This window comes from Paraburkholderia sp. JHI869 (genome assembly GCF_038900775.1).
Taxonomy (GTDB): domain Bacteria; phylum Pseudomonadota; class Gammaproteobacteria; order Burkholderiales; family Burkholderiaceae; genus Paraburkholderia.
This window is the reverse complement of record NZ_JAYMSC010000030.1, coordinates 81,624-105,206: the sequence shown is the minus strand read 5'-3', so window position 1 is coordinate 105,206 and position 23,583 is coordinate 81,624. Positions and strand designations below refer to the sequence as shown.

Sequence of the window (23,583 nt, the reverse complement as noted above, 5' to 3'; positions counted from 1 at the left end):
TAACCAACCCGCGAATATCAGCTTGATCCACCGTCGAGATTTACTGCTACGCCGCCCTCAGGAAATTTACTCTAACCATGGACTAGATCTTGAAAACCGATTCCGATTGACACCGGGAGTCATATCAACGCGGCGATGGCCTGTGCGTGATACGGCACGCTCGACGCCACGGCCTGCGCGGCGCACTCCAGCTCGGCGAGCGTCGCGTACGGCGTTTCGAAGCTCTGGTTGAGAAGCCGCTTGCCCAGTCCCATCGCTTCACGCGGCGCGCTCACGAAACGCCGCGCGAAGCGTCGTGCCTCCTCTGCAAGCGATTCGGGCGCGTGGATCGCATGCACGATGCCTAGCCGTTGCGCTTCCTGGGCACCGAGCTTGCGCGCCGTGAGCACGAGTTCCTTCGCTGCGGCCATGCCGACCGCGCGCGGCAGCAGCCAGGCCGCGCCCAGGTCGGGCACGAGTCCCACCTTCGCGAACGACATGCAAAAGTAAGCCCGCGAAGACGCCAGCACGAAATCCGCCGCGAGCGCCAGCGAGAAACCCGCGCCTGCGGCGGCGCCGTCCACGGCGGCGATCACGGGCACCTCGAGATTGCGCAGGCGCTGCACCCAGCCGTGCGCTTCCATCACGCGCAACCGGATGGCGGCAGGCGAGCCCGTTTCGGGGCGCTCGCGGGCCCGGGTCATCGACTTGAGATCGCCGCCCGCGCAGAAGCTGCCGCCCGAGCCCGTGACGATCAGCGCGCGAATGCTGGCGTCGCGCTCCACGATATCGACCAGTTCGGCGTAATCGGCACGCAGTTCGAGCGAAAGGGCATTGCGTGCCTCCGGCCGCTGGTGGGTGAATTCGGCCACGCCGTCTGCAATGTGGAGCGTGGCGTGGCGAAGCTGGATCGGGTTCGAGGACATCGGGCTCTCCGGTAGCGGTAGACGTGACCAGTGTCCTTCGTCGCGTGACTCGCATACCCACCGACGATGGGGGGCGCAATCGCAGTGCCGTGCGCCGTGCCAGCGGGCGGTTCGCTGCGCCCGCCCCCCCATGTGCGGTGGCTTTGTGTGCCCGCCGCGCTGGTCTACTGGTCCTCATCTCCTCATTGCGCCGCAGTCATTCGCGCGCTCTTTCGGACCCCCCATGGCACACGCTTATATCGTTTCTCCGCTCCGTACGCCCGTTGGCAAATTCGGCGGCTCGCTCACGCCGCTTTCTGCCGCCGACCTCGCCGCGCATATCCTGCGCGCCGTGCTGCAGCGCTCGGGCGCGAGCGCCGAATCGGTCGACGAAGTCATCGTCGCCCAGTCGTACCAGTCGAGCGAGGCACCGTGCATCGGCCGCTATGCCGCGTCGCTCGCAGGCCTGCCGGAACACGTTTCGGGCTACGCCGTAGACCGCCGCTGCGGCTCGGGCCTGCAAGCCGTGATCGACGCGGCCATGCAGATTCAGACCGGCGCCGCCCACTGCGTGCTCGTGGCAGGCGTAGAGAGCATGAGCAATATCGAGTACTACAGCACGCGCATGCGTTGGGGCGCGCGTCTGGGCGACGCGGCGTTCCACGACCGGCTCGACCGCGGCCGCGTGAATTCGCAGCCGGTGAGCCGCTACGGCGTGATGGCGGGCGGCGCGGCCGAGACTGCCGAGAATCTCGCGCGCGATTACGGCATCACGCGCGCAGAGAGCGACCTGTACGCGGCGCGCAGCCACCAGCGCGCGAGCGAGGCGTGGAAGACAGGCCGCTTCGAGGCCGAGGTCGTGCCCGTCCCGGTGCCGCAGCGCAAGGGCGAAACGGTGCTGTTCGCACGCGACGAAGGCATACGCGAGGACGCGAGCCTCGAAGCCATGGCGAAGCTGCCCGCGCTGCTGCGCGACGGCACCGTGACCGCGGGCAACGCGTGTCAGCAAAACGACGCGGCTTCGGGGTGCCTCGTAGTTTCCGAGGCGTGGCTCGCGAAGCACGCCGCGCAGCCAATGGGCCGCTTCGTCGGCTGGGCGGCGGCGGGCTGCGATCCCCTGCGCATGGGCATTGGCCCGGTGCCGGCCGTGGCGCGCCTCTTGCCGCGCATCGGCCTTTCGCTTGCGGATATGGATCTCATCGAGATCAACGAGGCGTTCGCCGTTCAGGTGATCGCCGCGCTGCGCGAATGGCACATCGAAAGCGAAGCATGCGAGGAACGCGTGAACGTCAACGGCTCGGGCATTTCGCTCGGGCATCCCATCGGCGCAACCGGCGTGCGCATCATGACCACGATGCTGCACGAGATGGCGCGGCGCGGCGCGCGCTACGGTCTGGAGACGATGTGCATCGGCGGAGGCCAGGGGCTCGCCGCTGTGTTCGAGCGCGTTTGAGCGGCTTTGTCGATACCTGGAGTCAGCTTATTAAATCAGGATTGCATATGAATTCGAAAATAGAAGGTGAGGCACGAAGCACCGGCGACGATCCCTGGCGCGTGTGCGAGGGCCGCGTCGTGCTGCAAGCGTATCGCTACACGGGCCGCGAGGAGGTTTTCTTTCCCCCGCTGCCGCTCACTTCGCCGCAGCGTGCACGCACCGAGCTTGTCGAGCTTCGCGGCGCGCCCACGCTCTACAGCTTCACGGTCATGCATCCGAGCCCGAAAACCGGCAAGCCGCCCACGGCGCTCGGCTACGCGGACTACCCCGAAGGCGTGCGTATTTTCGGACGGCTCGTGTATCCGGCAGGCCGGCGCCCAATGATTGGCGACGCGCTCGTGCCGTGCCTGATCGACACCGATGAGGGCACCGTGTACGCATTCGAGCCGCAAGACGAGGAGCCATGCGCATGAAGACGCCCATCTATATCGCCGGCGTCGCCATGACGCCGTTCGGCCGCCATGACGGCTCGATACAGGATCTCGCGCAAAGCGCGGTGCAGGGCGCGCTTGCCGACGCCGGTATCGAAGCCTCTGCCGTGCAGGCCTTCTACGCGGCAAACGTATTCGGCGGCATGGTGCTGGGCCAGGTGCTGCTGCGCGACATGGGCGTGACGGGGCCCGCGATATACAACGTCGAGAACGCCTGCGCCAGCGGCGCGACCGGCGTGCATCTCGCCTGCCACGCGCTGGAGGCGGGGCGCTACGACACGGTGGTCGTGCTGGGCGCCGAGCAGCTCACGACCATGGGCGGCGGCGCGCTGCCGCTGCAACGTAACGACTACATGACCGCCATGTATGCACGCGCGGGCCTCACGCTGCCTTCGGTATATGCCATGCGCGCCACACGCTATCTGCACGAATTCGGCGTCGAGCCGCAGGTGCTTGCGGAAGTGGCGGTGAAGAACCGCCGTCACGGCGCACTCAATCCGTATGCGCAGACGCGCAGCATGGTGAGTGTGGAAGACGTAATGAACTCGCGCATGGTATTCGATCCGCTCACGCTGCTGCAGTGCTGTCCGTCCGCCGTGGATGGCGCCGCAGCTCTCGTGCTCACCACGCGGCGGCCGGCGCAGCGCGCGAAGCCTGTGCGCGTGCTGGCTTCCGTGGTGCAGTCGGGCAGACAGGAGGTCGGCACCGAAGATATCCTCGCTGCCGAAATCACGGCGCGCGCCGCGCAGCTTGCGTATCGCGAAGCGGGGGTGACGCCCGGCGACATCGACATGGTCGAACTCCATGACGCCTTCACGATCGCCGAACTCATCTACTACAACGCACTGGGCCTGTGCGAACGCGGCGAGGCGCACGAACTGCTGCGCTCCGGCGCAACGGCGCTGGGCGGCCGGGTGCCGGTGAACCCGAGCGGCGGGTTGCTCGCGAAGGGCCATCCGCTTGGCGCGACGGGCGTCGCACAGATGGTCGAAGCGGTGTGGCAACTCGAAGGGCGCTCGGGCGAGCGCCAGATTCCTCATGCATCGCTCGCACTCACACAGTGCACGGGCGGCGGCATCGCAGGTGTGGATCACGCAGCTTCTGCGGTCCATATTCTCGGTCACTGAAGATAAGGATTCCTCTCTCATGAACGATCAGGTTGAAACGCGGGTTGGAGCGCAGGTTGAAGCGCAGGTCGCCATCGTGACCGGTGGCGCACAGGGCATCGGCCTTGGCATCGCGAAGGCTTTGCTCGACGCGGGCCACAAGGTCGCCGTCTTCGATCTCAACGATACCGCGCTCGACGCGCTTGCCACGCACACTGGCGCTGATGCGGATCGTCTTCTCGGCTTGCGCGTGGACGTGACATCGGGCGAGCAAGTCAGCAATGCCGTCGCACACATCACGGCGCGCTGGAAAACGCCGGACATTCTCGTCAACAACGCTGGCGTGACGCGCGACAAGCGCTTCACGAAGATGACCGAGGAAGACTGGGACTTCGTGATCCAGGTAAATCTGAAGTCGCAGTTCCTGTGCGCGAAGGCAGTGGTGCCCGGCATGGTGGAGCAGGGCTACGGGCGTATCGTCAACATCTCGTCGCGCGCCTGGCTGGGCGGCTTCGGGCAATCGAACTATTCGGCGGCGAAGGGCGGCGTGGTGAGCCTCACGCGTTCGCTCGCGATCGAGTTCGCGAAGCACGGCATTACGGCAAACGCGATTGCGCCGGGCATCGTCGAAACGCCGCTCATGGCGACCTACACCGACGAGCAGCGCGACCGCCTCAAGGCCACCGTGCCGGTGGGCCGCATTGGCCAGCCGGACGATATTGCGCATGCGGTGGTGATGTTCACGAGCGGTGCGGCGTCGTACATCACGGGACAAACGCTCTATGTCTGCGGCGGCCGTTCGCTGTCGAGCCCGAGCGTGTGAGGAGGCCGGCATGACGATTCACTACCGGCTCGAAGGCCACGTGGCGGTGCTCACGCTCGATGCACCCGAGTCCATGAACGCGTTGACGCTCGACGAGTTGCTCGCGCTGCGCGAACGCCTCGCCGCCTGCCGCGATGACGATGCCGTGCGCGCCATCGTCGTGACGGGCGCGGGCGCCCGCGCGTTCTGCACCGGCGCGAACCTCAAGGCCACACTGCCGCCCGAACACGGCTTCGCGGCGGGCGCCTTCAAGGGCCGCCGCGCCGAAGCGGCGCAAGGCGGCTATACGCGCCTGCTCGACTTCAGCGACCTGGAGATCTGGAAGCCGATGATTGCCGCCGTGAACGGCTACTGCCTGGGCGGCGGCCTCGAACTCGCGCTGCAATGCGATCTGCGCATCGCCGCGCAAACGGCGAGCTTTGGCCTGCCCGAAGTGAAGGTCGCGAGCGTGCCCGCATGCGGCGGCGTGCAATACCTCATGCGCGCCATTCCCGCCGCGCACGCCATGAAACTCGCGATGACGGGCGAGCGCATCGACGCGGCCGAGGCGTGGCGCATTGGCCTCGTGAGCGACGTCGTGCCGCCAGAAGGCTTGATGGACGTGGCGCTGCAAATCGCAGGCCGTATCGCGGCCAACGGGCCGCTGGCGGTGCAGGCGGTCAAGCAACTTGCCGTGCAGACCGCGCATCTGGCGCCGCGCGATTTCGTGGCGCAGGCCAACCGTCAATGGGGTTTGCTGCGCGACAGCGCCGACCGTATCGAAGGCCGCAAGGCGTTCGCGGAAAAGCGCGAACCTGCCTATCGAGGCGCCTGACCGCGTGATTCAAAGGACTCCGAACGTATGAACTTCTCGCTCACCGAAGATCAGGCCTTAATGGTGGACGCCGCAAAACGGATGGTCCAGACGAAGATCGACCCTGTACTGCGAGCCCACCCGGCCGACAAACCGCTGCCGAAAGCCGCGATGCTGCAAATGTTCGCGGCTTTTGCCGAGCTTGGCATCACCGCGCCGCGCGTGCCCGTGGAAGCGGGCGGTGGCGGCCTCAAAATGCTCGACTACGGGCTGATACTCGAACAACTGCCGCCCGTCGTAGCGCTTTCGCTCGCTTCGCACGAAGGCACCGTGCTGCGCATTCACCTGGGGTGCCCGGACCATTTACGCGAGCGCTATCTGCCGGACCTCATCGCCGGACGCAAGATCGCCTGCACGGCGAACACCGAGGCGAACGCGGGTTCGGACTCGGGCGCGATCCGCACGCGTCTCGAACTAGAAGGCGACGACGCGTATCTCTCAGGCCGCAAGATGTGGATCACCAACGCGTCGATCTGCGATGTGGTCAACGTCTCGTGCACCACGGGTCTCGACGAAAAGGGGCGGCCCGTCACACGGCGCGCACTGGTCGATCGCCATGAAACCGGATTCGACGTACGTGAGACCGCGATCACAGGCCTGCGCCAGGGACACCTGAGCGAACTGGTGTTCGAACGCACGCGCGTGCCGGCCAGCCACGTCATGGGCGAGCCCGGCGACGCCGCCAAAACGCTGACCATGGCCTGGAACGGCAACCGCCCGCTGCTCGGTCTCATGACGGTGCATCTCGCGCAAAAGGCCTTCGAACTTGCGCGCGACTATGCCCAGCAACGCCAGCAATTCGGCAAACCGCTCGCAAGCCATCAGCTCGTGCAGCGCGATCTCGCCGACATCGAGACGGCGATCGTCTCGTCGCGCTTGATGTGCTACTACGCGCTCGATTGCATCGACCGCGGCATGCGCGCGAACGGCACCTCGGCCATGGCCAAGCGCTATGCGACCCAGGCGTGCGAACGCGCGATCCACCTCGCCATGCAGGTGCACGGCGCGATGGGCATCAGCGAAGAATTGGGCATCGAGCAGATGTGGCGCGACGCACGCGTGTTCCAGGTGCCCGACGGCATGAACGGCATTCTTGCCCTGATTCAGGGCCGCGAAATTACGGGTACGGCGGCGTTTCGCTGAAGCGCCCTCAAGACAGTCAACATGAATGGAGACAGCAAGATGAGCGAACGCATGATGGAAGGTAAGGTCGTGATCGTGACCGGCGCGGGACGTGGCATTGGCCGCGAGATCGCGCTGATGATGGCGAAGCACGGCGCGAAGGTGGTGGTGAACGACGTGGGCGTGACCGTCAATGGCGGCGCAAGCGAAGAAGACCCCGGTCAGGAGGTGGTGGACCTCATTCGCGCAGCGGGCGGCGAAGCGATTGTGAGCCGTGAGAGCGTTGCGGACGCAACGAGTGCGAACCGCATTGTCGAAGCGGCGGTCGAGACGTTCGGGCGCATCGACAGCGTCGTCAACAACGCGGGCATTCTGCGCGATCGCATCTTTCACCAGATGACGCCGGAAGAGTTCGACGCCGTGCTGCGCGTGCACCTGTATGGCAGTTTCAACGTGAGCCGCGCCGCGGCACCGCATTTCAAGGCGCAGAAGTGCGGCAGCTTCGTTCACATGACATCGACGTCCGGCCTGATCGGCAATGTGGGCCAGGCGAACTACGCTGCGGCCAAGCTCGGCATTGTGGGCTTGTCGAAGTCGCTCGCGCTCGACATGGCGCGCTCGAATGTGCGCTCGAACTGCATTTCGCCGTTTGCGTTCAGCCGCATGGTGGGCTCGATTCCCGAGACGCCCGACCAGGCCGAGCGTCTTGCGAAAGTGCGTTCGATGTCGCCCGCCGATATTGCGCCGCTCGCGGTGTTTCTCGCCAGCGACGCTGCTGCGGCCGTGAACGGCCAGGTCTTCACCGTGCGCCGCAACGAGATCTTCCTGATGAGCCAGCCGCGCCCCATTCGCTCGATGCAGCGTAGCGATGGCTGGACGCCGCAAGCGCTGGCCTCGCACCTCGCACCTGCCATGGCGGCGTCGTTTGTGCCCGTGGAAGTGTCCGCCGAGGTCTTCAACTGGGACCCGGTGTAACCGTGAGGCCGCGCATTACGTCAATCAGCGAGCGGGACAGGTTGTCCGCCGAAGCGAAGGGTGCGAAAGGGTTCCATGGAAACGAGTTTTGACTATATCGTCGTCGGCGCGGGGTCGGCGGGCTGCGCCGTTACCGGGCGCCTCGCGCAGGCGGGCCACAGTGTCGCCGTGCTCGAAGCCGGGCCGCACGATCACAGCGCGGTCGTGACAACGCCGCTCGGCCTCGTGCTCACCACGGGCAAGGCCGGGCCGCGCAACTACGGCTATCGCACGCAGCGCCAGCCGCTCCTGAACGACCGGCGCGGCAGGCAGCCACGCGGGCGCGGGCTGGGAGGCAGTTCGTCGATCAACGGCATGGTTTATATCCGTGGCGTGGCGCGCGACTACGACCGTTGGGCCGAAGCGGGCTGCGAAGGATGGTCGTGGCAGGACGTGTTGCCGTACTTCAAGCGCTCCGAGGGCAACGAGCGCTATGGCGGCCGCGACGACGCGCTGCATGGCGGGGCGGGTCCGCTCAACGTCGCCGATCCGCGCACGCCGAGCCCGTTCTCGCGCTTTTTCGTGGAGGCCGCGCAATCGGCGGGCTATCGCTACAACGCGGATTTCAACGGCCCGACGCAAGAAGGCGTGGGTTACTACCAGGTTACGCAGCGCAACGGCGAGCGCTGGAATGCGGCGCGCGCTTACCTTCACGGCGGCGACGAAACGCGCCTTAGCCGCTGGCCGAATCTGCATGTGCTGACCGACACACAGGCCGTGCGCATCGTTTTCGACGGCAAGCGCGCTAGCGGCGTGGAGGTGCGGCGAGGCGATGAAGTTCAGACGCTCACGGCGTGCCGCGAGGTGATCGTGAGCAGCGGCGCGTTCGGTTCGCCGCAGTTGCTCATGGCCTCGGGCATTGGTCCCGTGGATCATTTGCGCGAGCTGGGCGTGCCCGTGATTGCAGCATCGCCCGACGTAGGCCAAAACCTGCAGGAGCATGTGGACGTGCTGCTCTATCAGCTCAAGGTGCCGGGCGCCGGGTTGCTCGGGCCTTCAATCGGGAATGCATGGCGTATGTTGAACGAATGGCGCCGCTACCGGCGCGAACGGGCGGGCATGTTGACGGGTAATGTCGCGGAAGCCGGTGGCTTCTTCAAGAGCGACCCCGAACTCGACGATCCCGACCTTCAGGCGCATTTCATGAACGCCGCCGTGACGCACCCCATGCGCTGGGGGCAAGGCTATTCGTGCCACATGTGCGTGCTGCGTCCGCATAGCCGGGGGCGGTTGCGCCTGGCCTCGCCGGATACACGCGAGGCGCCGCTCATCGATCTGAACATGCTCAGCGATCCGCGCGACATGGAAACGCTCGTGAAGGGCGTGCATATCCTCAAGCGCATTTTCGATCAACCGGCACTCAAGCGTTTTGGCGGCGTGTTTGGCGATCCGCACCTGGGCGCGGACGGCAGCGACGACGAGGCGATTCGCGCCATCATCGCGCAGCGCGCGGATACCGCATTTCATCCTGTGGGCACTTGCCGCATGGGCAGCGACGAAACCTCGGTCGTCGACCCGCAACTGCGTGTGCGCGGCGTGGAGGGCTTGCGAGTGGTCGATGCGTCGATCATGCCGGCGATCGTGGGCGGCAATACGAATGCGCCTGCGATCATGATTGGCGAGAAGGCCGCGGACATGATTCTTGGGCGCGCGTGCGCGATGCCAATGGGAACGGCGGAAATCGTCTGAGGCGCGCGAATGCAGGAGTAAGGAGGCGGTCACGTTAGTCGGTGACCGCCTTTTTTCGTTTCAGGCTTTCATGTCCGCACTCCGGTTGCAGTAAAAAAAGCCCCTTGCGGGGCTCGGCGTTGCTTCTTTGCGTCGTGCCTGGGTGTCACGGCTCAACGACATTGAACATCGGCTCGAACTCATCGAGCATGGCAAGCAGTCTGATTACGGCAGCGAGATCGCCTTCCACCTTGATCGTGCCTTCTTCAACGAGCCGCGCGAACGTTTGAGCCAGCGTGCCGTCACCCATCTGCAGCGCGGCGAGCCCCGCGCGGCCAAGCGACACATTTGCGTCGCGCTTGCCGCGCGCCGCACCTGGCAGCCAGGTCATCGCCGAGTTTTCAAGGCGCATGGCCCAGCATTCCTTTGTCTCAGGGTTCGACCATTCGATTTCCATCGCTTCGCCCTCGGCCTTCTCGCCGTCCAGACGCACGGCGAGATAGTCGAGCAGCAACTCGATGGGCAGCACCGAAACCAGATCGCGGCTCACGTTGCGTCGGCGCAGCTTCGGCGCGCCTTTGCGCAGCTCCTGCGCGCCGAGCAGATAGGCGTTGCGCCACGTCGACGATTCGGCGGCGAAGCCGAGTTGCTCCAGCGCCTCGGCGCAGAGCGCGCGCGCTTCCTGATTCGCAGGGTCGGCGAACACCAGATGGTTGGTCACTTCCGCGACCCAGCGGTACTCGCCGCGCGCGAAGTCGGCGCGCGCCTTTTCGAGCACGGCTTGCGCTCCGCCCATGTAATCGATGTAGCGCGGACCGGCCAGCTCCGGCGGCAGCAGGTTCAAATGCGAAGGATTGCCGTCGTACCAGCCGAGATAACGCTGCACGATCGCCCGCACGTTGTGCGAAATCGTGCCGTAGAAACCGCGATTGGCCCAGGTCTTCGCCAGCGACTCGGGCAACGCGAGCACTTCGGCAATCTCGACGCCAGTCAGGCCATGATTCATCAAACGCACGGTCTGATCATGCAGATATTTGTAGAGGTCGCGCTGCTGGCGCAAATAGACGCGAATGCGCTCGTTGCCCCAGGTGGGCCAGTTGTGCTGCGCGAACACCACGTCGGCGGTGGGCGCGTAGCGGTCGAGCGCTTCGTTCAGATAGCGCGACCAAAGTCGCGGATCGCGCACCTCGGCGCCGCGCAGCGGGCAAAGGTTGTGCATCGTCTGCACGCCGATTTCGGCCGTGTTCAGCGCACGCAGCTCCGGGAAATGCATGAACATCTCCGAGGGCGCTTCGCTCTCCAGCGCGAGATGGAAAATGATCTTCACGCCGTCGATCACGTGGGTTTCCACTTCGTTCTCGATGCTCATGGTGGGGGCGATCAGCGTGCCCGTGCCCATGGGAATCGCCTTGCCGATGCCGCAGTCCACCTGGCCGCACACGTGCTTCGGCAGGCTCAGGCCCGACTGGAACATACCCCGTCGCATCATGGCGTTGCCGGCGATCACGTTTTCCGCCACGGTGTGCCACATGAAGCCGCGCGGCGCGATGATCGGCACGTTGCGCGCGCGGGCATCCGTTTCGTCTAGCGCGCCGCGCGCGCCGCCGTAGTGGTCCGCGTGGCTGTGCGTGTAGATGAGCGCCGTCACCGGCCGCTCGCCGCGATGCTTGCGATAGAGCGCCATGGCTGCCGCGGCCGTTTCGGCAACGGTGAGCGGATCGATCACGATCACGCCCGTATCGCCCTCGATAAAGCTGATGTTCGCCACGTCGAAGCCGCGCACCTGATAGATGCGCTCGGTGACCTTGAAGAGGCCGTGGTGCATGTTCAGGCGTGCCTGTCGCCACAGGTTCGGATGGACGGTGGGCGCGGGTTCGACGTCGTCGAGGAACGCATAGTCCTTGAGGCTCCAGACCGGGCGACCTTTGCTGTCGAGAATTTCGGCATCGGGAATCGTGCCGATGAAACCGCGCTGCGCGTTTTCGAATTCGATGTCGTCCAGTTCCGGCTGGACGGTCTCCTGAGTGTTCATGTGGATCCCTCGGTGGTAGATGGCGGCGCGTGCGCCGTGCGCGAGGCATGGACTGCGCGCATTGCGCGCGAGCTTCCCGCCTGGGCTGCCATGACACGGTATGCGGGGAGGTGCAACCGGATCCCACCGTCGATGGGGGGCGGCTGCGCGGCTTGCGCCTGGCGCGCCCGCGATTGAGCACGCGATTGCGCGCGCGTTTACCGCGTCATCGGGTTATCCCACCCCCACTATTCCGGTAGGTCGCGTGCGCGCGATTGGCTTGAGACTCGACGCATGAACAGCCGGCCGGGCAAGATCGAAAGGCAGGCTCCCGCTTTATGGCCAATCGCACCGCCGAGGTGCGAATTACACAAAGAGAGGAGACGTGCATGCGTTTAGTCAGTCGAGGTATTTGCGGGGCGGCAATGCTCTGCGCTGCGGGTGGGGCCGCGGCGCAGTCCAGCGTCACGTTGTACGGCGTGGTGGACGTGTTCGGGCAGTACTTGAACAACGGAGGCAAGGCATCGTTTCAGGAGCGCAGCGGCGGGAACACCGGCTCCATGTTCGGCCTGAAGGGGACGGAGGACCTGGGCGGCGGCTTGAAGGCGATCTTCGACGTCGAGAACGGTTTCAACGTGAACAACGGCGCGTTCTTCGCCGACACCACGGCGATGTTCTACCGCCAGTCGTGGGTGGGCTTCAGCAACGACAAGTATGGACAGCTCACGTTCGGGCGTCAGTATCAGCCGAGCTTCTGGATCGTGTATCCCGCCGATCCATTTCGTGCGGATGAGGCGCTCGCGCCCGCGGCATCGGCGGTGCTGACGGCGGACCGCAACACGCTCGCCACGCAGAACATGTCCGGCCGCACGAGCAATTCGATGTTCTACCGCTCGCCAAGCTGGGGCGGCTTCCAGTTTTACGGCATGTACGGGTTTTCGGCGACGGTCACGCAGCCGGTGCCGCAGACGACCGGCAACATGCTCGACGTAGCCGCTTCGTATACGGGTTACGGGTTCTATGCTGGCGTGGGGTACCAGTACATGCACCCGGGCACGGCGACGATTCCGGGCCTGCCAGCCGCGCTGAACCTGCTTGGCACGGAGCATTTCACCGGTGCGCTTGCATACCGCATCGGCATTGTGAATCTGCAGGCGCTCTATGTGTACAGCAAACCGAAGGATGCCGCGCCGCACTCGATGGCCGCGCTGGCCGGGGCCGGTCACCCGTACAGCATCGCATCGATTGGCGCGACGATCCAGGCCACGTCGGCGGACACGATCGAACTTGCCATTCAGGAGCGCAACGCGCGCGGGGTGCACGACAACACGCCCGCTTTTCAGATTGGCTACGACCATAGCCTCTCGAAGCGCACGTCGATCTATGCGCGTGCGGGGTATATGAAGAACCACGGCACCGCCACGATGAGCTGGTCGGGGGTGACGGTGACCGGGTTTAACACGTCGCAGACGCTGGCCGTGATTGGCATGACCCATCGGTTTTGATGCGGGACGCGTGGCCGTTTAATCCGGTGATATTTGAATATGGGGTGAAGAATATGAATCGCAAGCAGATGATGTGTGTCGCTTTGAGCACGGTATGTGCGCTGACCGCGGTGGTCATGAGTGATGCTCGGGCGCAGGCTCAGGTGCAGGGCGGTGCCGCTAGTGCTTCGGCGCAGCAACTGGACGCCAAGGCAGTTAAAGCCGCTAACCGCAAGCTGCGCAAAGATGTCATTCACGTGCTGGCGCGCACCAAGGGACTCTCGGTGAGCAATATCACCGTGCGCGCGGATAGCGGTGCTGTGACGCTGCAAGGCGCCGTGCCTGAGCAGGCGCAGATCGAGTTGGCTGCGCGGGCCGCCGCGAGCGTACCGGGGGTGACTTCTGTGAAGAATGCGTTGACGTTGTCGACGTTCTGATGCTGGGTTGAGGCGGTTTTCTGGCCGCTTTGGCCTTTCCTTGTGTTCGTGTCGGTCTGCAAGTGTTGCCCCTGTGCGGGGCGGCACCTACTTTTCTTTGCAGCGGCAAAGAAAAGTAGGCAAAAGAAAGCCGCTCACACCGCCAGCGCCTGCCACGGTTCACCTCGCGCCATACCAGGTTAATGGCTCCGGAGCGTTTGTCACCACTCGCTCCCAGGCGGAGTGACAAGGCAGTCATATGTCCGGCGGCGCTACGCGCCCCGAAGGGCATAACCCCAACCCGAATGCCCTGGCAGAAAGATCGGTTTCCCTTGCAGGCCCAACCGCAGCGCGCGTAGCGAGCAGCGGGATGAATGAGCGCTTTGTCACTAAGGAGAATGGTGCGAGGTGACAGACGCTCCGGAGCCATTAACCTGGTATGGCGCGATGTGAACGGTGGCAGGCATTAGCGGGGTGAGCGGCTTTCTTTTGCCTACTTTTCTTTGCCGCTGCAAAGAAAAGTAGGTGCCGCCCCGCACAGGGGCAACGCTTGCATACCGACGCGAACACAAGGAAAGGCCAAAGCCGACAGGAGCCACGACCAAACGGCCCGCGGCCCCAAAACAAAAAAATCAGAACACCAAATCCCCATCCAACAACTTCCGCGCAATAGTGCGCCGCTGAATCTCCGAAGTCCCATCAGGAATCCGGACAGTCCGCGCATACCGATAGGCCTTCTCGAGCCGCAGCTCATTGGTGAGCCCCATCGCGCCATGCACCTGAATACAGCGGTCGAGCACGCGCCCAACCATCTCCGTAGCAGAAGCCTTCACAATAGAAACCTCCTTAGTCGCCGCACGGCCTTGATCCACGAGCCACGCACAGTGCCGCAACATCGACTGAGTCGCATAAATATCCATCGCGCAGTCGGCAAGCATGAACTGCACCGCCTGGTAATCGGCAATCGGCCGCCCGAACGTCTTGCGCACCTTCGCATACTCCACGGCCTGGGCGAGCCCCCATTGCGCGAGCCCGAGGCATGATGCGGCCATGCTCACGCGCCCGGCGTTCACGCCATCCAGCGCCACGGCGAGCCCCCGGTCCACTGGCCCGAGCCGATGGCTATCGGGCACCCGCACGTTCTCGAGCGAGACGATGCCGGTTTCCGATCCGTGGTGCCCCATCACCGGAATCACGCTCGGCACGGAAAAACCCGGCGTGCTGGTGGGCAGAAAGAAGCCCGTTACGCCGCCGCGGCGGCCGCGTGCCTCATCTTCGTCGGTGAGCGCGAAAATCATCGCATAGTCGGCATAGGGCGCATTGGTGATCCACTGCTTGGTACCGTTGATGACCCAGTCGTCACCGTCACGCACCGCGCGCGTGCGCATGCCGAAGACGTCGGACCCGGCATCGGGCTCGGACAGGCCGAAGCACATGGTTTTGTCCCCGCTCGCGATCTCGTCGTGATACCGCGCCAGCACGGCAGGGTCGAGGTGGCGCAGCACCGGCGAGAGCCCGTTGGTGAACGGAGAGGGCAGCACGACGGTATGCACGAGGTGGCGCGATGGACCGCAATGCGCGTTCAGGCGCGCCTGGATGTAGACCGCGGCCTGCGAGCCGAGGCCGCCGCCGCCGAGCGATTCGTCCGCGAGCGCAGTGTAGAAGCCGAGTTCCGCCGAGCGCATGCGCACCTGGCGGCGCAGCGCGAGGACCTCCGGGCGGTAGCGCCCGTCTTCGGTGTACGCGCGGTGCTCGCTTTCCAGCAGTGCGCGGTGCTCGTGCTCGAGCGGCGCAACTTCACGGTCGATGAAGCGGATGAGTGCATCGCCGAAATCGACCCACTCGCTGGGAATATCGAAGTTCATGAGGATTCCTGTATGTGTTGATCGGAATAGATCAGCGTGTGACCGACTTGTATTCGAGGTATTCGCCGAACCCCTCTTCGCCGTACTCGCGGCCGTTGCCGGAGGTCTTGTAGCCGCCAAAGGGCAGCGAGAAGTCGGGTGCGGCGCCGTTGATGCGGACCATGCCCGCGCGCAGGCGATCGGCCACGCGGCGGGCCCGGTCGGCATCGCCGGAATAGACGTAAGCGGCGAGGCCGTAGGGGGTGTCGTTGGCGATGCCGATGGCGTCGTCTTCGCTGTCGTAGGCGATCAATGTGAGCACCGGGCCGAAGATCTCTTCGCGCGCGATGGTCATGTCGTTCGTCACGTCCGCAAAAACGGTGGGCTTTACGTAGAAGCCACGTTCGCAACCCGCGGCACGCCCCGGGCCGCCGGCCACCACACGCGCACCTTCCTCAATGCCAACGCCGATCAACCGCTGCACCTTCTCGAACTGGCCGCGATTCGACACGGGTCCCATACGCGTGGCGGGGTCCGCTGGGTCGCCCACGCTCACGCGCTGCGTCGCCGCCGCCGCGATCGCTACGGCGTCCTCATAGCGTGCGCGCGGCACGAGGACGCGGGTGGGCGCAACGCAGGTCTGCCCGGAGTTCGCCATGCATTGCATGACAGCGCCCGCCACGGCGGACGGCAGGTCGGCATCGTCGAGAATCAGGAGCGGCGACTTGCCGCCCAACTCCTGCGTCACGCGCTTGACCGTGGGCGCGGCGCTCAGCGCCACTTCCACGCCCGCGCGTGTGGACCCCGTGATCGATACCATGTCGACATCGGGATGCGAACTGAGCGCCGCACCGGCCACGCGGCCCTCGCCGAAGATCATGTTGAAAACGCCGGGCGGCACCCCCGCTTCGTGCATGACCTCGGCGAAGAGGATGGCGTCGAGCGGCGCAATTTCCGAGGGCTTGAGCACCACGGTGCAGCCCGCCGCTAGCGCGGGCGCGACTTTCGCTGCGATCTGATTGAGCGGCCAGTTCCAGGGCGTGATGAGCGCGGCGACGCCAATGGGCTCGCGGCGCACGTAGTGCATGCCATGCTGGCGCTCGAACACGAAATCGCGCAGCGTGGCGAGCGTCGCCTCGATCTGTGTGAGGCCGACTGGTGCGTGCATGCCTTTGCACAGCGAGATGGGCGCGCCGATTTCAAGGCGCACGGCCTCGGCAATCTCGTCCATGCGCGCGCGATAACACGCGCTCATGCGCTCGAGCAACGCCATGCGCGTTTCGCGCGACGTTTGCGACCACGCGGGAAACGCGGCGCGCGCGGCAGCCACGGCGCGATCGACGTCTTCAGAGGCGCCCATTGCGAGCGTGCCGATGAGCGATTCATCGGCGGGGTTGATGATGTCGGTGAACGTCGCGTCTTGGCTCGGCGCGACCCATTCTCCGTCGATGTAGAAGCGGTTCAGTGTTTTCATTTGGAATCCTTATGTTTGATGATGCCAGTGCTCACGCGGTGCTCGACTGTGCCTGCGCGGCGGGGGACCCGAGCACGCGGCGCGAGCGCTCGGGGTGCAGCCAGCGCAGCGCGAGCAGCGCTGCCGTGATGACGAGAACCGTGCAGGTGGCGAACCCCGCCTCGCACGCGCTCGCCATTTGTGCGCCGCGCGCCTGCACGATCGCACCCATGAGCACGGGCGAGAACGCCGCGCCAAGGCTGGCTATCGCGGTATGAATGGCAAGCACGCCGCCCCGCTGGTAGTCGGGCACGACTTCGGCGAGCAGCGCGGGCGCCACGGCGAAGCTCACAGTAGGCAGCGCGGCGCCCAGCGCGAGCAGCAGCACTTTCTGGCTGGGCGAAAGCGTGAGCAAGAGGGGCAACAAGTAGATCATGCCGCTTACGATGAACGCCATGCTCACGAGCTTGACGCGCGCCACGCGCGTCGTGGCGCCGCGCTCCAGCATGGTTTGCGAAAGCCAGCTCAGGCCGACATTCACGGGCGTTGCCGTGACGACCACGACGGCGAACCAGCGCCCGGCGATCACGCCCGGATAGCCCAGGCCTTTCTCGAGATACGTCGGCAGCCAGGTCAGCAACTGACTGAGCGACCAGTACGCGGCAAAGCCAATCAGGAAGAGGCAGAGGACAGACGGATCGGTCAGCGTCTTGCGCAGCGGCTGGCGCGCAGCGGGCCCGTCAAGCATGCCGGCGTTCAGGCCGTGCAGGGCTTGCGCGTGGCCATGCGTGGAGGCGAGGTTGCCCTCGCGTCCGAAAGCAAGCCACAGCACGCACCAAAGCGCGCCCACTGCGCCCAGCAGGACGAAATTCATGCGCCAGCCCCATTCGCGCGTGATATGCGGAATGAGCAAGCCCGCGAGCAGCAGTCCGACGCCTGCGCCCTGGCTGACGATCGCAACGGGCAGATTGCGCTTGCGGTCGGGGAACCACTTGTAGAGCGCATGCACGGTGACCGGCAGGAACGGGCCTTCCGCCGCGCCCAGCAACACGCGGCACACGAGCAGTGAGAGGGCGCCCGTCGTCATGGCTTGAGGCGCCTGGACCACGGCCCAGGCCAGGCCCATGGCGAGCAGCAGCCAGCGTGTCTGGAACCGGTTGGAGAGCAGGCCCACGGCGATCGTCGAGACCGAGAAGAGCCAGAAAAAGCCGCCCGCGATCAGCCCGAATTCGGCGGGGCTCAAATGCAGTTCGGCGGTCATGGGCACGGCGATCATGCCGATCACGACCTTGTCGAGAAAGTTGATGAGCGCAAGCCCCGTGAGCAGGACCGTCATGGTCCATGCGGGACGGGGCTGGAAGTCGGACGAAGCAGTCATGGCGAGTCTCGTCAAGCAGGCCACCCGCACAGAAGCGCTGTCGCGATCCGGAGCGGGTGGATATTTCGGGGTATGAGGTGATGGCGCGTGCGTTACTGCGGCGAGCCCGATACGGCGACGACCTGCCCCGTGATGTAGTTCGACTCGGGCGAGCAGAACAGATACACGGCGCCCGCGGCTTCCTCGGGCGTGCCGCCGCGGCCGAGCGGGCAGCGTTGCGCGTGGGTCTTGATGAGTTCCGGGTTGATGCCCACGCGAATATCGCGGCCCTCGATCTTCACGGTCGCGCCAGCCGATGCGTCCGCATCGGTCATGCGCGTGTGAATGAGGCCGAACGCCACGGCGTTGACGTTGACCTTCATGCGGCCCCACTCGCGCGAGAGCGCGCGCGTCATGCCGATCACGCCGGCCTTCGCCGACGAGTAGTTCATCTGCCCGGCGTTGCCGTTGAGCGCCGAAACCGAGGAGATGTTCACCACCTTGCGGAACACTTCCTTGCCTTCTGCCGCTTCAGCCTGGTACTGTGCCTTGATGTGCGGATAGGCCGCGCGCAGGATGCGAAACGGCGCGGTGAGGTGGCAATCGAGAATGGCGTACCACTGCTCGTCTGTCATGCGCTGGATCACGTCGTCCCACGTGTAGCCCGCATTGTTGACGATGATGTCGATGCCGCCGAACGCCTTCATAGCCGTGCCCACATAGCGCTCCGCGAAGTCGGGCGCGGTGACGCTGCCCACGCACGCCTGCGCCTGCGCACCGGCTTTACGCAGCATTTCGACTGTTGCGTGCGCGGGGTCCGCATCGAGATCGTTGACTACGATGCGCGCACCTTCGCTAGCGAGTTTCAGCGCGATTGCCTGCCCGATGCCGCGTCCCGAGCCCGAGACGAGGGCGACCTTTCCGTCGAGTTTTCCCATTTCCATTCCTTTCGTTATGCCAGGCAAGCGACGACCGCTTCGCCGAGTACCTTCGCCTCGCCATACTGGTTGGCCGTTTGCAGCTCGATGCGCACGCGCGGCTCGCCGGCGCTTTCGAACTTCTCGACCACCTTGCCTGTGCAGGTGATCGCATGGCCGAGATGCGTGATGCCGACAAAACGCACGCCGAACTCGCGCAACTGGCGCTGGTCGGCCCATTGCGTGAGCAGGCGGCCGAGCCAGGCCATGGAGAGCATGCCGTGCGCAAACACGTCGGGCATGCCTGCCTTGCGTGCGTAGTCCAGGTCGATGTGGATCGCGTTGTGGTCGTTCGACGCGCCGGCGAAAAGCGCGAGCGTCGTGCGATTGACCGGAGCGAGCGTGAGTGGCGGCAGATCGTCGCCAACGCACAGCGCGTTGAAATCGGGTTGAGTCATGGCGTGATTTCCTCCATCAGCCGTTGCGGTGAACAAGTACGCTGCGCAGTTCGGCCACGTGCTCGCCGCGCGCGTTGGTGACGCGCGTTTCGCGCACGAGGAAGCTGAGCGCGCCGCCTTTTTTCTCGTAGATGTCCGCAATGCGGCTTTCGAACAGCAGCTTCTCGCCCGAGAACGCGAGGCGGTGATAGACGAACGACTCTTCGCCGTGCAGGATGCGCGAAGCAACGATGCCTGCCTCCTCGCGCCAGGCCGCCGACGACTGCGTGAGTTCGAGCGAAAACAGGAAGGTGGGCGGCAGCGGGAGACCTGGGTGGCCCGCGTCGCGGGCGGCGGCTTCGTCGATATAGACCGGGTTCGTTTCTCCCGTCGCCTTGGCGAAGAGGGCGAGTTGCCCCGCTTCGGCGGTAGCGTAAAACGACGGCAACGCCTGGCCGACAATGGATTTGTTGAGCATCGTGTCGGTCCTCAGGCTGCTTTCTTGTATGCCGTGACGACGCACGCGCCGCCGAGGCCGAGGTTGTGCTGCAACGCGACCTTGGCACCTTCCACCTGGCGCTCGCCTGCGCTGCCGCGCAACTGGTGCACAAGTTCGTAGCACTGCGCGAGGCCGGTCGCACCAAGCGGATGCCCCTTCGAAAGCAGGCCGCCCGAAGGATTCACGACCCAGCGTCCGCCATAGGTGTTGTCGCCCGCCTCGACGAGCCGTTCGCCTTCGCCCTTGCCGCACAGACCCAGGCCTTCATACGTGATCAGCTCGTTCTGCGCGAAGCAGTCATGCAACTCGATCACGTCGATGTCCTCGGGGCCAATGCCGGCCTGCTCGTACACGGAGCGCGAAGCCGACTCGGTCATGCCTACGCCTACGAGATCAATCATGTCAGGATTCCGGAATATATCGGGGCCGTCGGTGGTGAGCGCCTGGCCCGCGATCAGCACGTCGCTGCGCAGGCCGTGGCGGCGCGCGAAATCCTCGGAGCAAACAATGGCCGCCGCCGCGCCGCAGGTCGGCGGGCAGGCCATCAGGCGCGTGAGTACGCCTTCCCAGACCATGGGCGCGGCGAGCACGTCCTCGGGCGTCACGACCTTGCGAAAGATCGCGAGCGGATTGCGCGCGGCGTGCTGGCTCGCCTTCGCACGAATCTTCGCGAACGTTTCGAATTTCGTGCCGTACTTCTCCATGTGCGTTTTGCCCGCGCCCGCGAACATGCGGATCGCGCCGGGCTGGGGCGACTCGGGCAGCAGGGCGTCGGAGAGTTCGATGAACTTCGCCATGGCGCGCGGACGATCGTCCCAGTTGCTCTTGAGCGCGCCAGGCTGCATTTCTTCGAAGCCGAACGCGAGCGCGCATTCCACCATGCCGCTCTTTACCGCCTGATGTGCGAGAAAGAGCGCGGACGAACCGGTCGCGCAGTTGTTGTTGACGTTGACGACGGGAATGCCCGTCATGCCAACGCGGTAGAGCGCCGTTTGCCCGCAGGTCGAATCGCCGTAGACATAGCCTGCATAGGCCTGCTGAACGAGTTCGAAGGGAACGCCCGAATCGGCGAGCGCCTGGCTGATCGCCTGCGCGCCCATCTCGTCGTAGTGGGCGCTCGCGCCCGGCTTCGCGAACGGAATCATGCCGACGCCGGCCACATAAACGTTGCGTGTCATGCCAAATCTCCTCCAGGTATATAGGTGTTCAAAGCGGTTCAGAGCGCGCGCGAGATCAGTTCGCGCATGACTTCGCTGGTGCCGCCGTAGATGCGGTTCACGCGTGAATCCACGAAGGCGCGCGCCACGGGGTACTCGAGCATGTAGCCGTAGCCGCCGTGCAGTTGCACCATTTCGTCCAGGGCTTTGCCAAGCGTTTCGGTGGCGAAGAGCTTCGCCACTGCGGACTCTTCGAGCGTGAGGCGTCGGCGCATGTGTTCGCCCAGGTAGTGATCGACCATCAGGCGCACGGCGGTGGCCTGGGTCTGAATGTCGGCGAGCTTGAAGCGCGTGTTCTGGAAGTCCCAGACCGTTTGGCCGAAGGCCTTGCGCTCCTTCACGTAATCGACCGTTTGCGCGAGCGCCGTTTCCAGCCGCGCCGCGGCGGCCACCGCGATCGAAAAGCGTTCCTGAGGCAGTTCGGCCATGAGGTAGCGAAAGCCGCCGCCTTCTTCGCCGAGCCGGTTGGCCACCGGCACGCGCACGTTGTCGAAGAACAGTTCGGCGGTGTCCTGGGCGTGCAGACCGACCTTGTCGAGCTTGCGGCCGCGCCGGAAGCCTTCGCGGTCCCCCTCGACGACGATCAGGCTGATGCCCCTGGCGCCCGCCGCCGGGTCGGTCTTGCACACGACCACGAAGAGGTCGCCGCTGATGCCGTTGCTGATGAAGGTCTTGCTGCCGTTGATCACGTACTCGTCGCCGTCGCGCATGGCGGTCGTGCGCACGGCTTTCAGGTCGCTGCCGGTGCCCGGCTCCGTCATGGCGATGCCGAGCACGATCTCGCCCGAGCACGCGCCCGGCAGCCACTTCTGCTTCTGCTCCTCGTTGCCGATGCGCGCGATGTAGGGCGCGATGATGTCCGAGTGCATGTTGAAGGTCACGCCCGAGAGCCCGCAGCGCGCGACTTCCTCGGCCATCACGGCACTGTGGCCGTAGTCGCCGCCACCGCCGCCGTATTCCGTGGGCAGCGTGACGCACAGCAGGCCTTCGCGGCCTGCCTTGCGCCAGACCTCGCGCTCGACCATGCCGGCCTCGCTCCACGCGCTCTGGCGCGGCAGGCACTCGCGCTCGAAGAAACGGCGCACTGTGTTTCGGAACATCTCGTGGTCTTCGCGGAAGACCTGGCGTTGTATCTGCATGTCGGATTCCTCGTTCTGCGCCTCGTGTGAGGAGATGGTCCGGCGCGGCGCGATGCGCAAGCCCACCGCCGATGGGGGGGAAGGGTTTGCCGCGGTTTCCTGCGACCGCAGGCCCCCCCACCGGCGGTGGGCTTTGCTCCGCAGCGCACGCCTACGCTTGGTGCTTGTGGCGCCCTGGGGCGAATGGAGGAGACACTGATGGACCTGCGCTTTACCGCAGCAGAAGAGGCGTTCCGGCAGGAAGTCCGGGCATTCACGCGCGAGCACCTGCCGCGCGACATCCGCGCGAAGGTGGAAAACCAGCAACGACTGGGCAAGGACGACTTCGTGCGCTGGCAGCGCATCCTGCACGCCCACGGCTGGGGCGCGCCGGCCTGGCCGAAAGCGTTTGGCGGCACGGGCTGGAACACGGTGCAGCGGGTCATCTTCGAGATCGAGACGATCGGCGCGGGCGCGCCCCGGCAGATTCCATTCGGGCTCTCGATGATCGCGCCCGTGCTGATGAAGTATGCGAGCACCGACATGCAGGCGCGCTTCCTGCCGCGCATTCTCTCGATGGAGGACTTCTGGTGTCAGGGCTATTCGGAGCCCGGCGCGGGCTCGGACCTGGCGTCGCTCAAAACGCGCGCCGTGCGCCGCGGTGACTGCTATGTCGTCAATGGTCAGAAAACGTGGACCTCGTACGCGCAATACGCCGACTGGATTTTCTGCCTCGTGCGCACCGACACCGAGGCGAAGCCGCAGGACGGCATCTCGATGCTCCTCATCGACATGAAGAGCCCCGGCGTGAGCGTGCGCCCGATCCGCACGCTCGACGGCGGCGTGGACGTGAACGAGACATGGTTCGAAGACGTGGAAGTGCCGGTTGAAAACCTCGTTGGCGAGGAGAACCGCGGCTGGACCTACGCGAAATATCTGCTCGGTCACGAGCGTACGGGTATTGCGGGCATCGGCCATTGCCATCGCGAGATCGCGCGCTTGAAGCGCATTGCGCAAGCGGCGCCAGACGGCCGCGGCGGCGTGCTGATCGACGACGTGCGCATGCGCGATCGCATCGCACGCGTGGAGATGGACCTCATGGCGCTCGAAATGCTGCTGCTTCGTGTGGCGACGCAGGCGGCGGGGCAGCCCGGCCCTGAAGCGTCGGTCGTGAAGATTCGCGGCTCGGAGATTCAGCAGGACATCGCCATGCTGCAGATGGAAGTGGCTGGCCCGCATGCGTGGCCGTTCGCACCGGAGTGGCTCGAGCCGGACGCGATGTTCGCAGCCGGTTTGCCTCCTGGCAGCCCGACATGGGCGTCTGCCGCGAGCGCCAGTTACTTCGATATGCGAAAGACTTCGGTGTATGGCGGGACCAACGAAGTGCAGCGGGGCATCATCGCCCGCATGATTTTGAACACCTGAGAAGAGCGA

Annotated in this window: 21 protein-coding genes; 11 read left to right on the top strand and 10 right to left on the bottom strand. The window is 65.2% G+C overall.

Going from position 1 to position 23,583, the window contains the following annotated elements; all coding sequences use genetic code 11:
• Window positions 1-119 precede the first annotated feature (119 nt).
• Entirely contained in the window at window positions 120-905 is a 786-nt protein-coding gene (locus VSR72_RS34900) for an enoyl-CoA hydratase-related protein (protein WP_342956812.1), read from the bottom strand.
• Between the two features lie 223 nt (window positions 906-1,128).
• On the opposite strand from VSR72_RS34900, the gene VSR72_RS34895 reads away from it, so the two are divergent.
• The 8 genes from VSR72_RS34895 (at window position 1,129) to VSR72_RS34860 (ending at window position 9,417) form a co-directional block, all read left to right on the top strand.
• Window positions 1,129-2,337, top strand: a complete 1,209-nt coding sequence (locus VSR72_RS34895; RefSeq protein WP_342956811.1) for an acetyl-CoA C-acetyltransferase — start codon at window positions 1,129-1,131, stop codon at window positions 2,335-2,337.
• A gap of 47 nt (window positions 2,338-2,384) precedes the next feature.
• Complete coding sequence (locus VSR72_RS34890) at window positions 2,385-2,792, top strand: OB-fold domain-containing protein (RefSeq protein ID WP_342956810.1); 408 nt, start codon at window positions 2,385-2,387, stop codon at window positions 2,790-2,792.
• Entirely contained in the window at window positions 2,789-3,937 is a 1,149-nt protein-coding gene (locus VSR72_RS34885; protein ID WP_342956809.1) for a thiolase family protein, read from the top strand. The genes VSR72_RS34890 and VSR72_RS34885 overlap by 4 nt, the downstream gene beginning before the upstream one ends.
• A gap of 19 nt (window positions 3,938-3,956) precedes the next feature.
• The gene (locus VSR72_RS34880) at window positions 3,957-4,739 is read left to right on the top strand and encodes an SDR family NAD(P)-dependent oxidoreductase (RefSeq protein WP_342956808.1); all 783 of its coding nucleotides are present in this window, start codon (window positions 3,957-3,959) and stop codon (window positions 4,737-4,739) included.
• Between the two features lie 10 nt (window positions 4,740-4,749).
• Window positions 4,750-5,553: an enoyl-CoA hydratase-related protein gene (locus tag VSR72_RS34875; RefSeq protein WP_342956807.1), complete on the top strand. Its 804-nt coding sequence runs from the start codon at window positions 4,750-4,752 to the stop codon at window positions 5,551-5,553.
• Window positions 5,554-5,580: 27 nt separating this feature from the next.
• Complete coding sequence (locus VSR72_RS34870) at window positions 5,581-6,735, top strand: acyl-CoA dehydrogenase family protein (RefSeq protein ID WP_342956806.1); 1,155 nt, start codon at window positions 5,581-5,583, stop codon at window positions 6,733-6,735.
• A 39-nt stretch (window positions 6,736-6,774) separates the two neighbouring features.
• On the top strand, window positions 6,775-7,689 hold the full coding sequence (locus VSR72_RS34865) for an SDR family oxidoreductase (protein WP_342956805.1): 915 nt from the start codon (window positions 6,775-6,777) through the stop codon (window positions 7,687-7,689).
• A gap of 75 nt (window positions 7,690-7,764) precedes the next feature.
• On the top strand, window positions 7,765-9,417 hold the full coding sequence (locus VSR72_RS34860; protein ID WP_342956804.1) for a GMC family oxidoreductase N-terminal domain-containing protein: 1,653 nt from the start codon (window positions 7,765-7,767) through the stop codon (window positions 9,415-9,417).
• Between the two features lie 145 nt (window positions 9,418-9,562).
• On the opposite strand, the gene VSR72_RS34855 is transcribed toward VSR72_RS34860, so the two are convergent.
• The gene (locus VSR72_RS34855) at window positions 9,563-11,428 is read right to left on the bottom strand and encodes an alkyl sulfatase dimerization domain-containing protein (RefSeq protein ID WP_342956803.1); all 1,866 of its coding nucleotides are present in this window, start codon (window positions 11,426-11,428) and stop codon (window positions 9,563-9,565) included.
• Window positions 11,429-11,796: 368 nt separating this feature from the next.
• On the opposite strand from VSR72_RS34855, the gene VSR72_RS34850 reads away from it, so the two are divergent.
• Window positions 11,797-12,912, top strand: a complete 1,116-nt coding sequence (locus VSR72_RS34850; RefSeq protein ID WP_342956802.1) for a porin — start codon at window positions 11,797-11,799, stop codon at window positions 12,910-12,912.
• A gap of 53 nt (window positions 12,913-12,965) precedes the next feature.
• On the top strand, window positions 12,966-13,328 hold the full coding sequence (locus VSR72_RS34845) for a BON domain-containing protein (protein WP_342956801.1): 363 nt from the start codon (window positions 12,966-12,968) through the stop codon (window positions 13,326-13,328).
• 611 nt (window positions 13,329-13,939) lie between these two features.
• On the opposite strand, the gene VSR72_RS34840 is transcribed toward VSR72_RS34845, so the two are convergent.
• The 8 genes from VSR72_RS34840 to VSR72_RS34805 all read right to left on the bottom strand — a co-directional run bounded on the left by VSR72_RS34840 (window position 13,940) and on the right by VSR72_RS34805 (window position 22,170).
• Entirely contained in the window at window positions 13,940-15,172 is a 1,233-nt protein-coding gene (locus VSR72_RS34840; RefSeq protein ID WP_342956800.1) for an acyl-CoA dehydrogenase, read from the bottom strand.
• Window positions 15,173-15,203: 31 nt separating this feature from the next.
• Window positions 15,204-16,625 (bottom strand): aldehyde dehydrogenase family protein, encoded by a 1,422-nt coding sequence (locus tag VSR72_RS34835; RefSeq protein ID WP_342956799.1) that lies wholly within the window; start codon window positions 16,623-16,625, stop codon window positions 15,204-15,206.
• 31 nt (window positions 16,626-16,656) lie between these two features.
• Window positions 16,657-17,982, bottom strand: coding sequence for an MFS transporter (locus VSR72_RS34830; RefSeq protein ID WP_342956798.1), 1,326 nt, complete (start codon window positions 17,980-17,982; stop codon window positions 16,657-16,659).
• Window positions 17,983-18,074: 92 nt separating this feature from the next.
• Window positions 18,075-18,899, bottom strand: a complete 825-nt coding sequence (locus tag VSR72_RS34825; RefSeq protein ID WP_342956797.1) for an SDR family oxidoreductase — start codon at window positions 18,897-18,899, stop codon at window positions 18,075-18,077.
• A gap of 14 nt (window positions 18,900-18,913) precedes the next feature.
• Window positions 18,914-19,336 carry a MaoC family dehydratase gene (locus VSR72_RS34820; protein WP_342956796.1) on the bottom strand — a complete coding sequence of 141 codons (423 nt, stop codon included), beginning with the start codon at window positions 19,334-19,336 and terminating at the stop codon, window positions 18,914-18,916.
• Window positions 19,337-19,352: 16 nt separating this feature from the next.
• Window positions 19,353-19,793 (bottom strand): MaoC family dehydratase N-terminal domain-containing protein, encoded by a 441-nt coding sequence (locus VSR72_RS34815; protein WP_342956795.1) that lies wholly within the window; start codon window positions 19,791-19,793, stop codon window positions 19,353-19,355.
• Window positions 19,794-19,804: 11 nt separating this feature from the next.
• Window positions 19,805-20,992, bottom strand: a complete 1,188-nt coding sequence (locus tag VSR72_RS34810) for a lipid-transfer protein (RefSeq protein ID WP_342956794.1) — start codon at window positions 20,990-20,992, stop codon at window positions 19,805-19,807.
• Window positions 20,993-21,030: 38 nt separating this feature from the next.
• A complete protein-coding gene (locus VSR72_RS34805; RefSeq protein WP_342956793.1) occupies window positions 21,031-22,170 on the bottom strand; it encodes an acyl-CoA dehydrogenase family protein in 1,140 nt (379 codons plus the stop codon).
• A 198-nt stretch (window positions 22,171-22,368) separates the two neighbouring features.
• Here VSR72_RS34805 and VSR72_RS34800 point away from each other — a divergent pair, with 198 nt between their 5' ends.
• Window positions 22,369-23,574, top strand: a complete 1,206-nt coding sequence (locus tag VSR72_RS34800; protein WP_342956792.1) for an acyl-CoA dehydrogenase family protein — start codon at window positions 22,369-22,371, stop codon at window positions 23,572-23,574.
• Window positions 23,575-23,583: the final 9 nt, after the last annotated feature.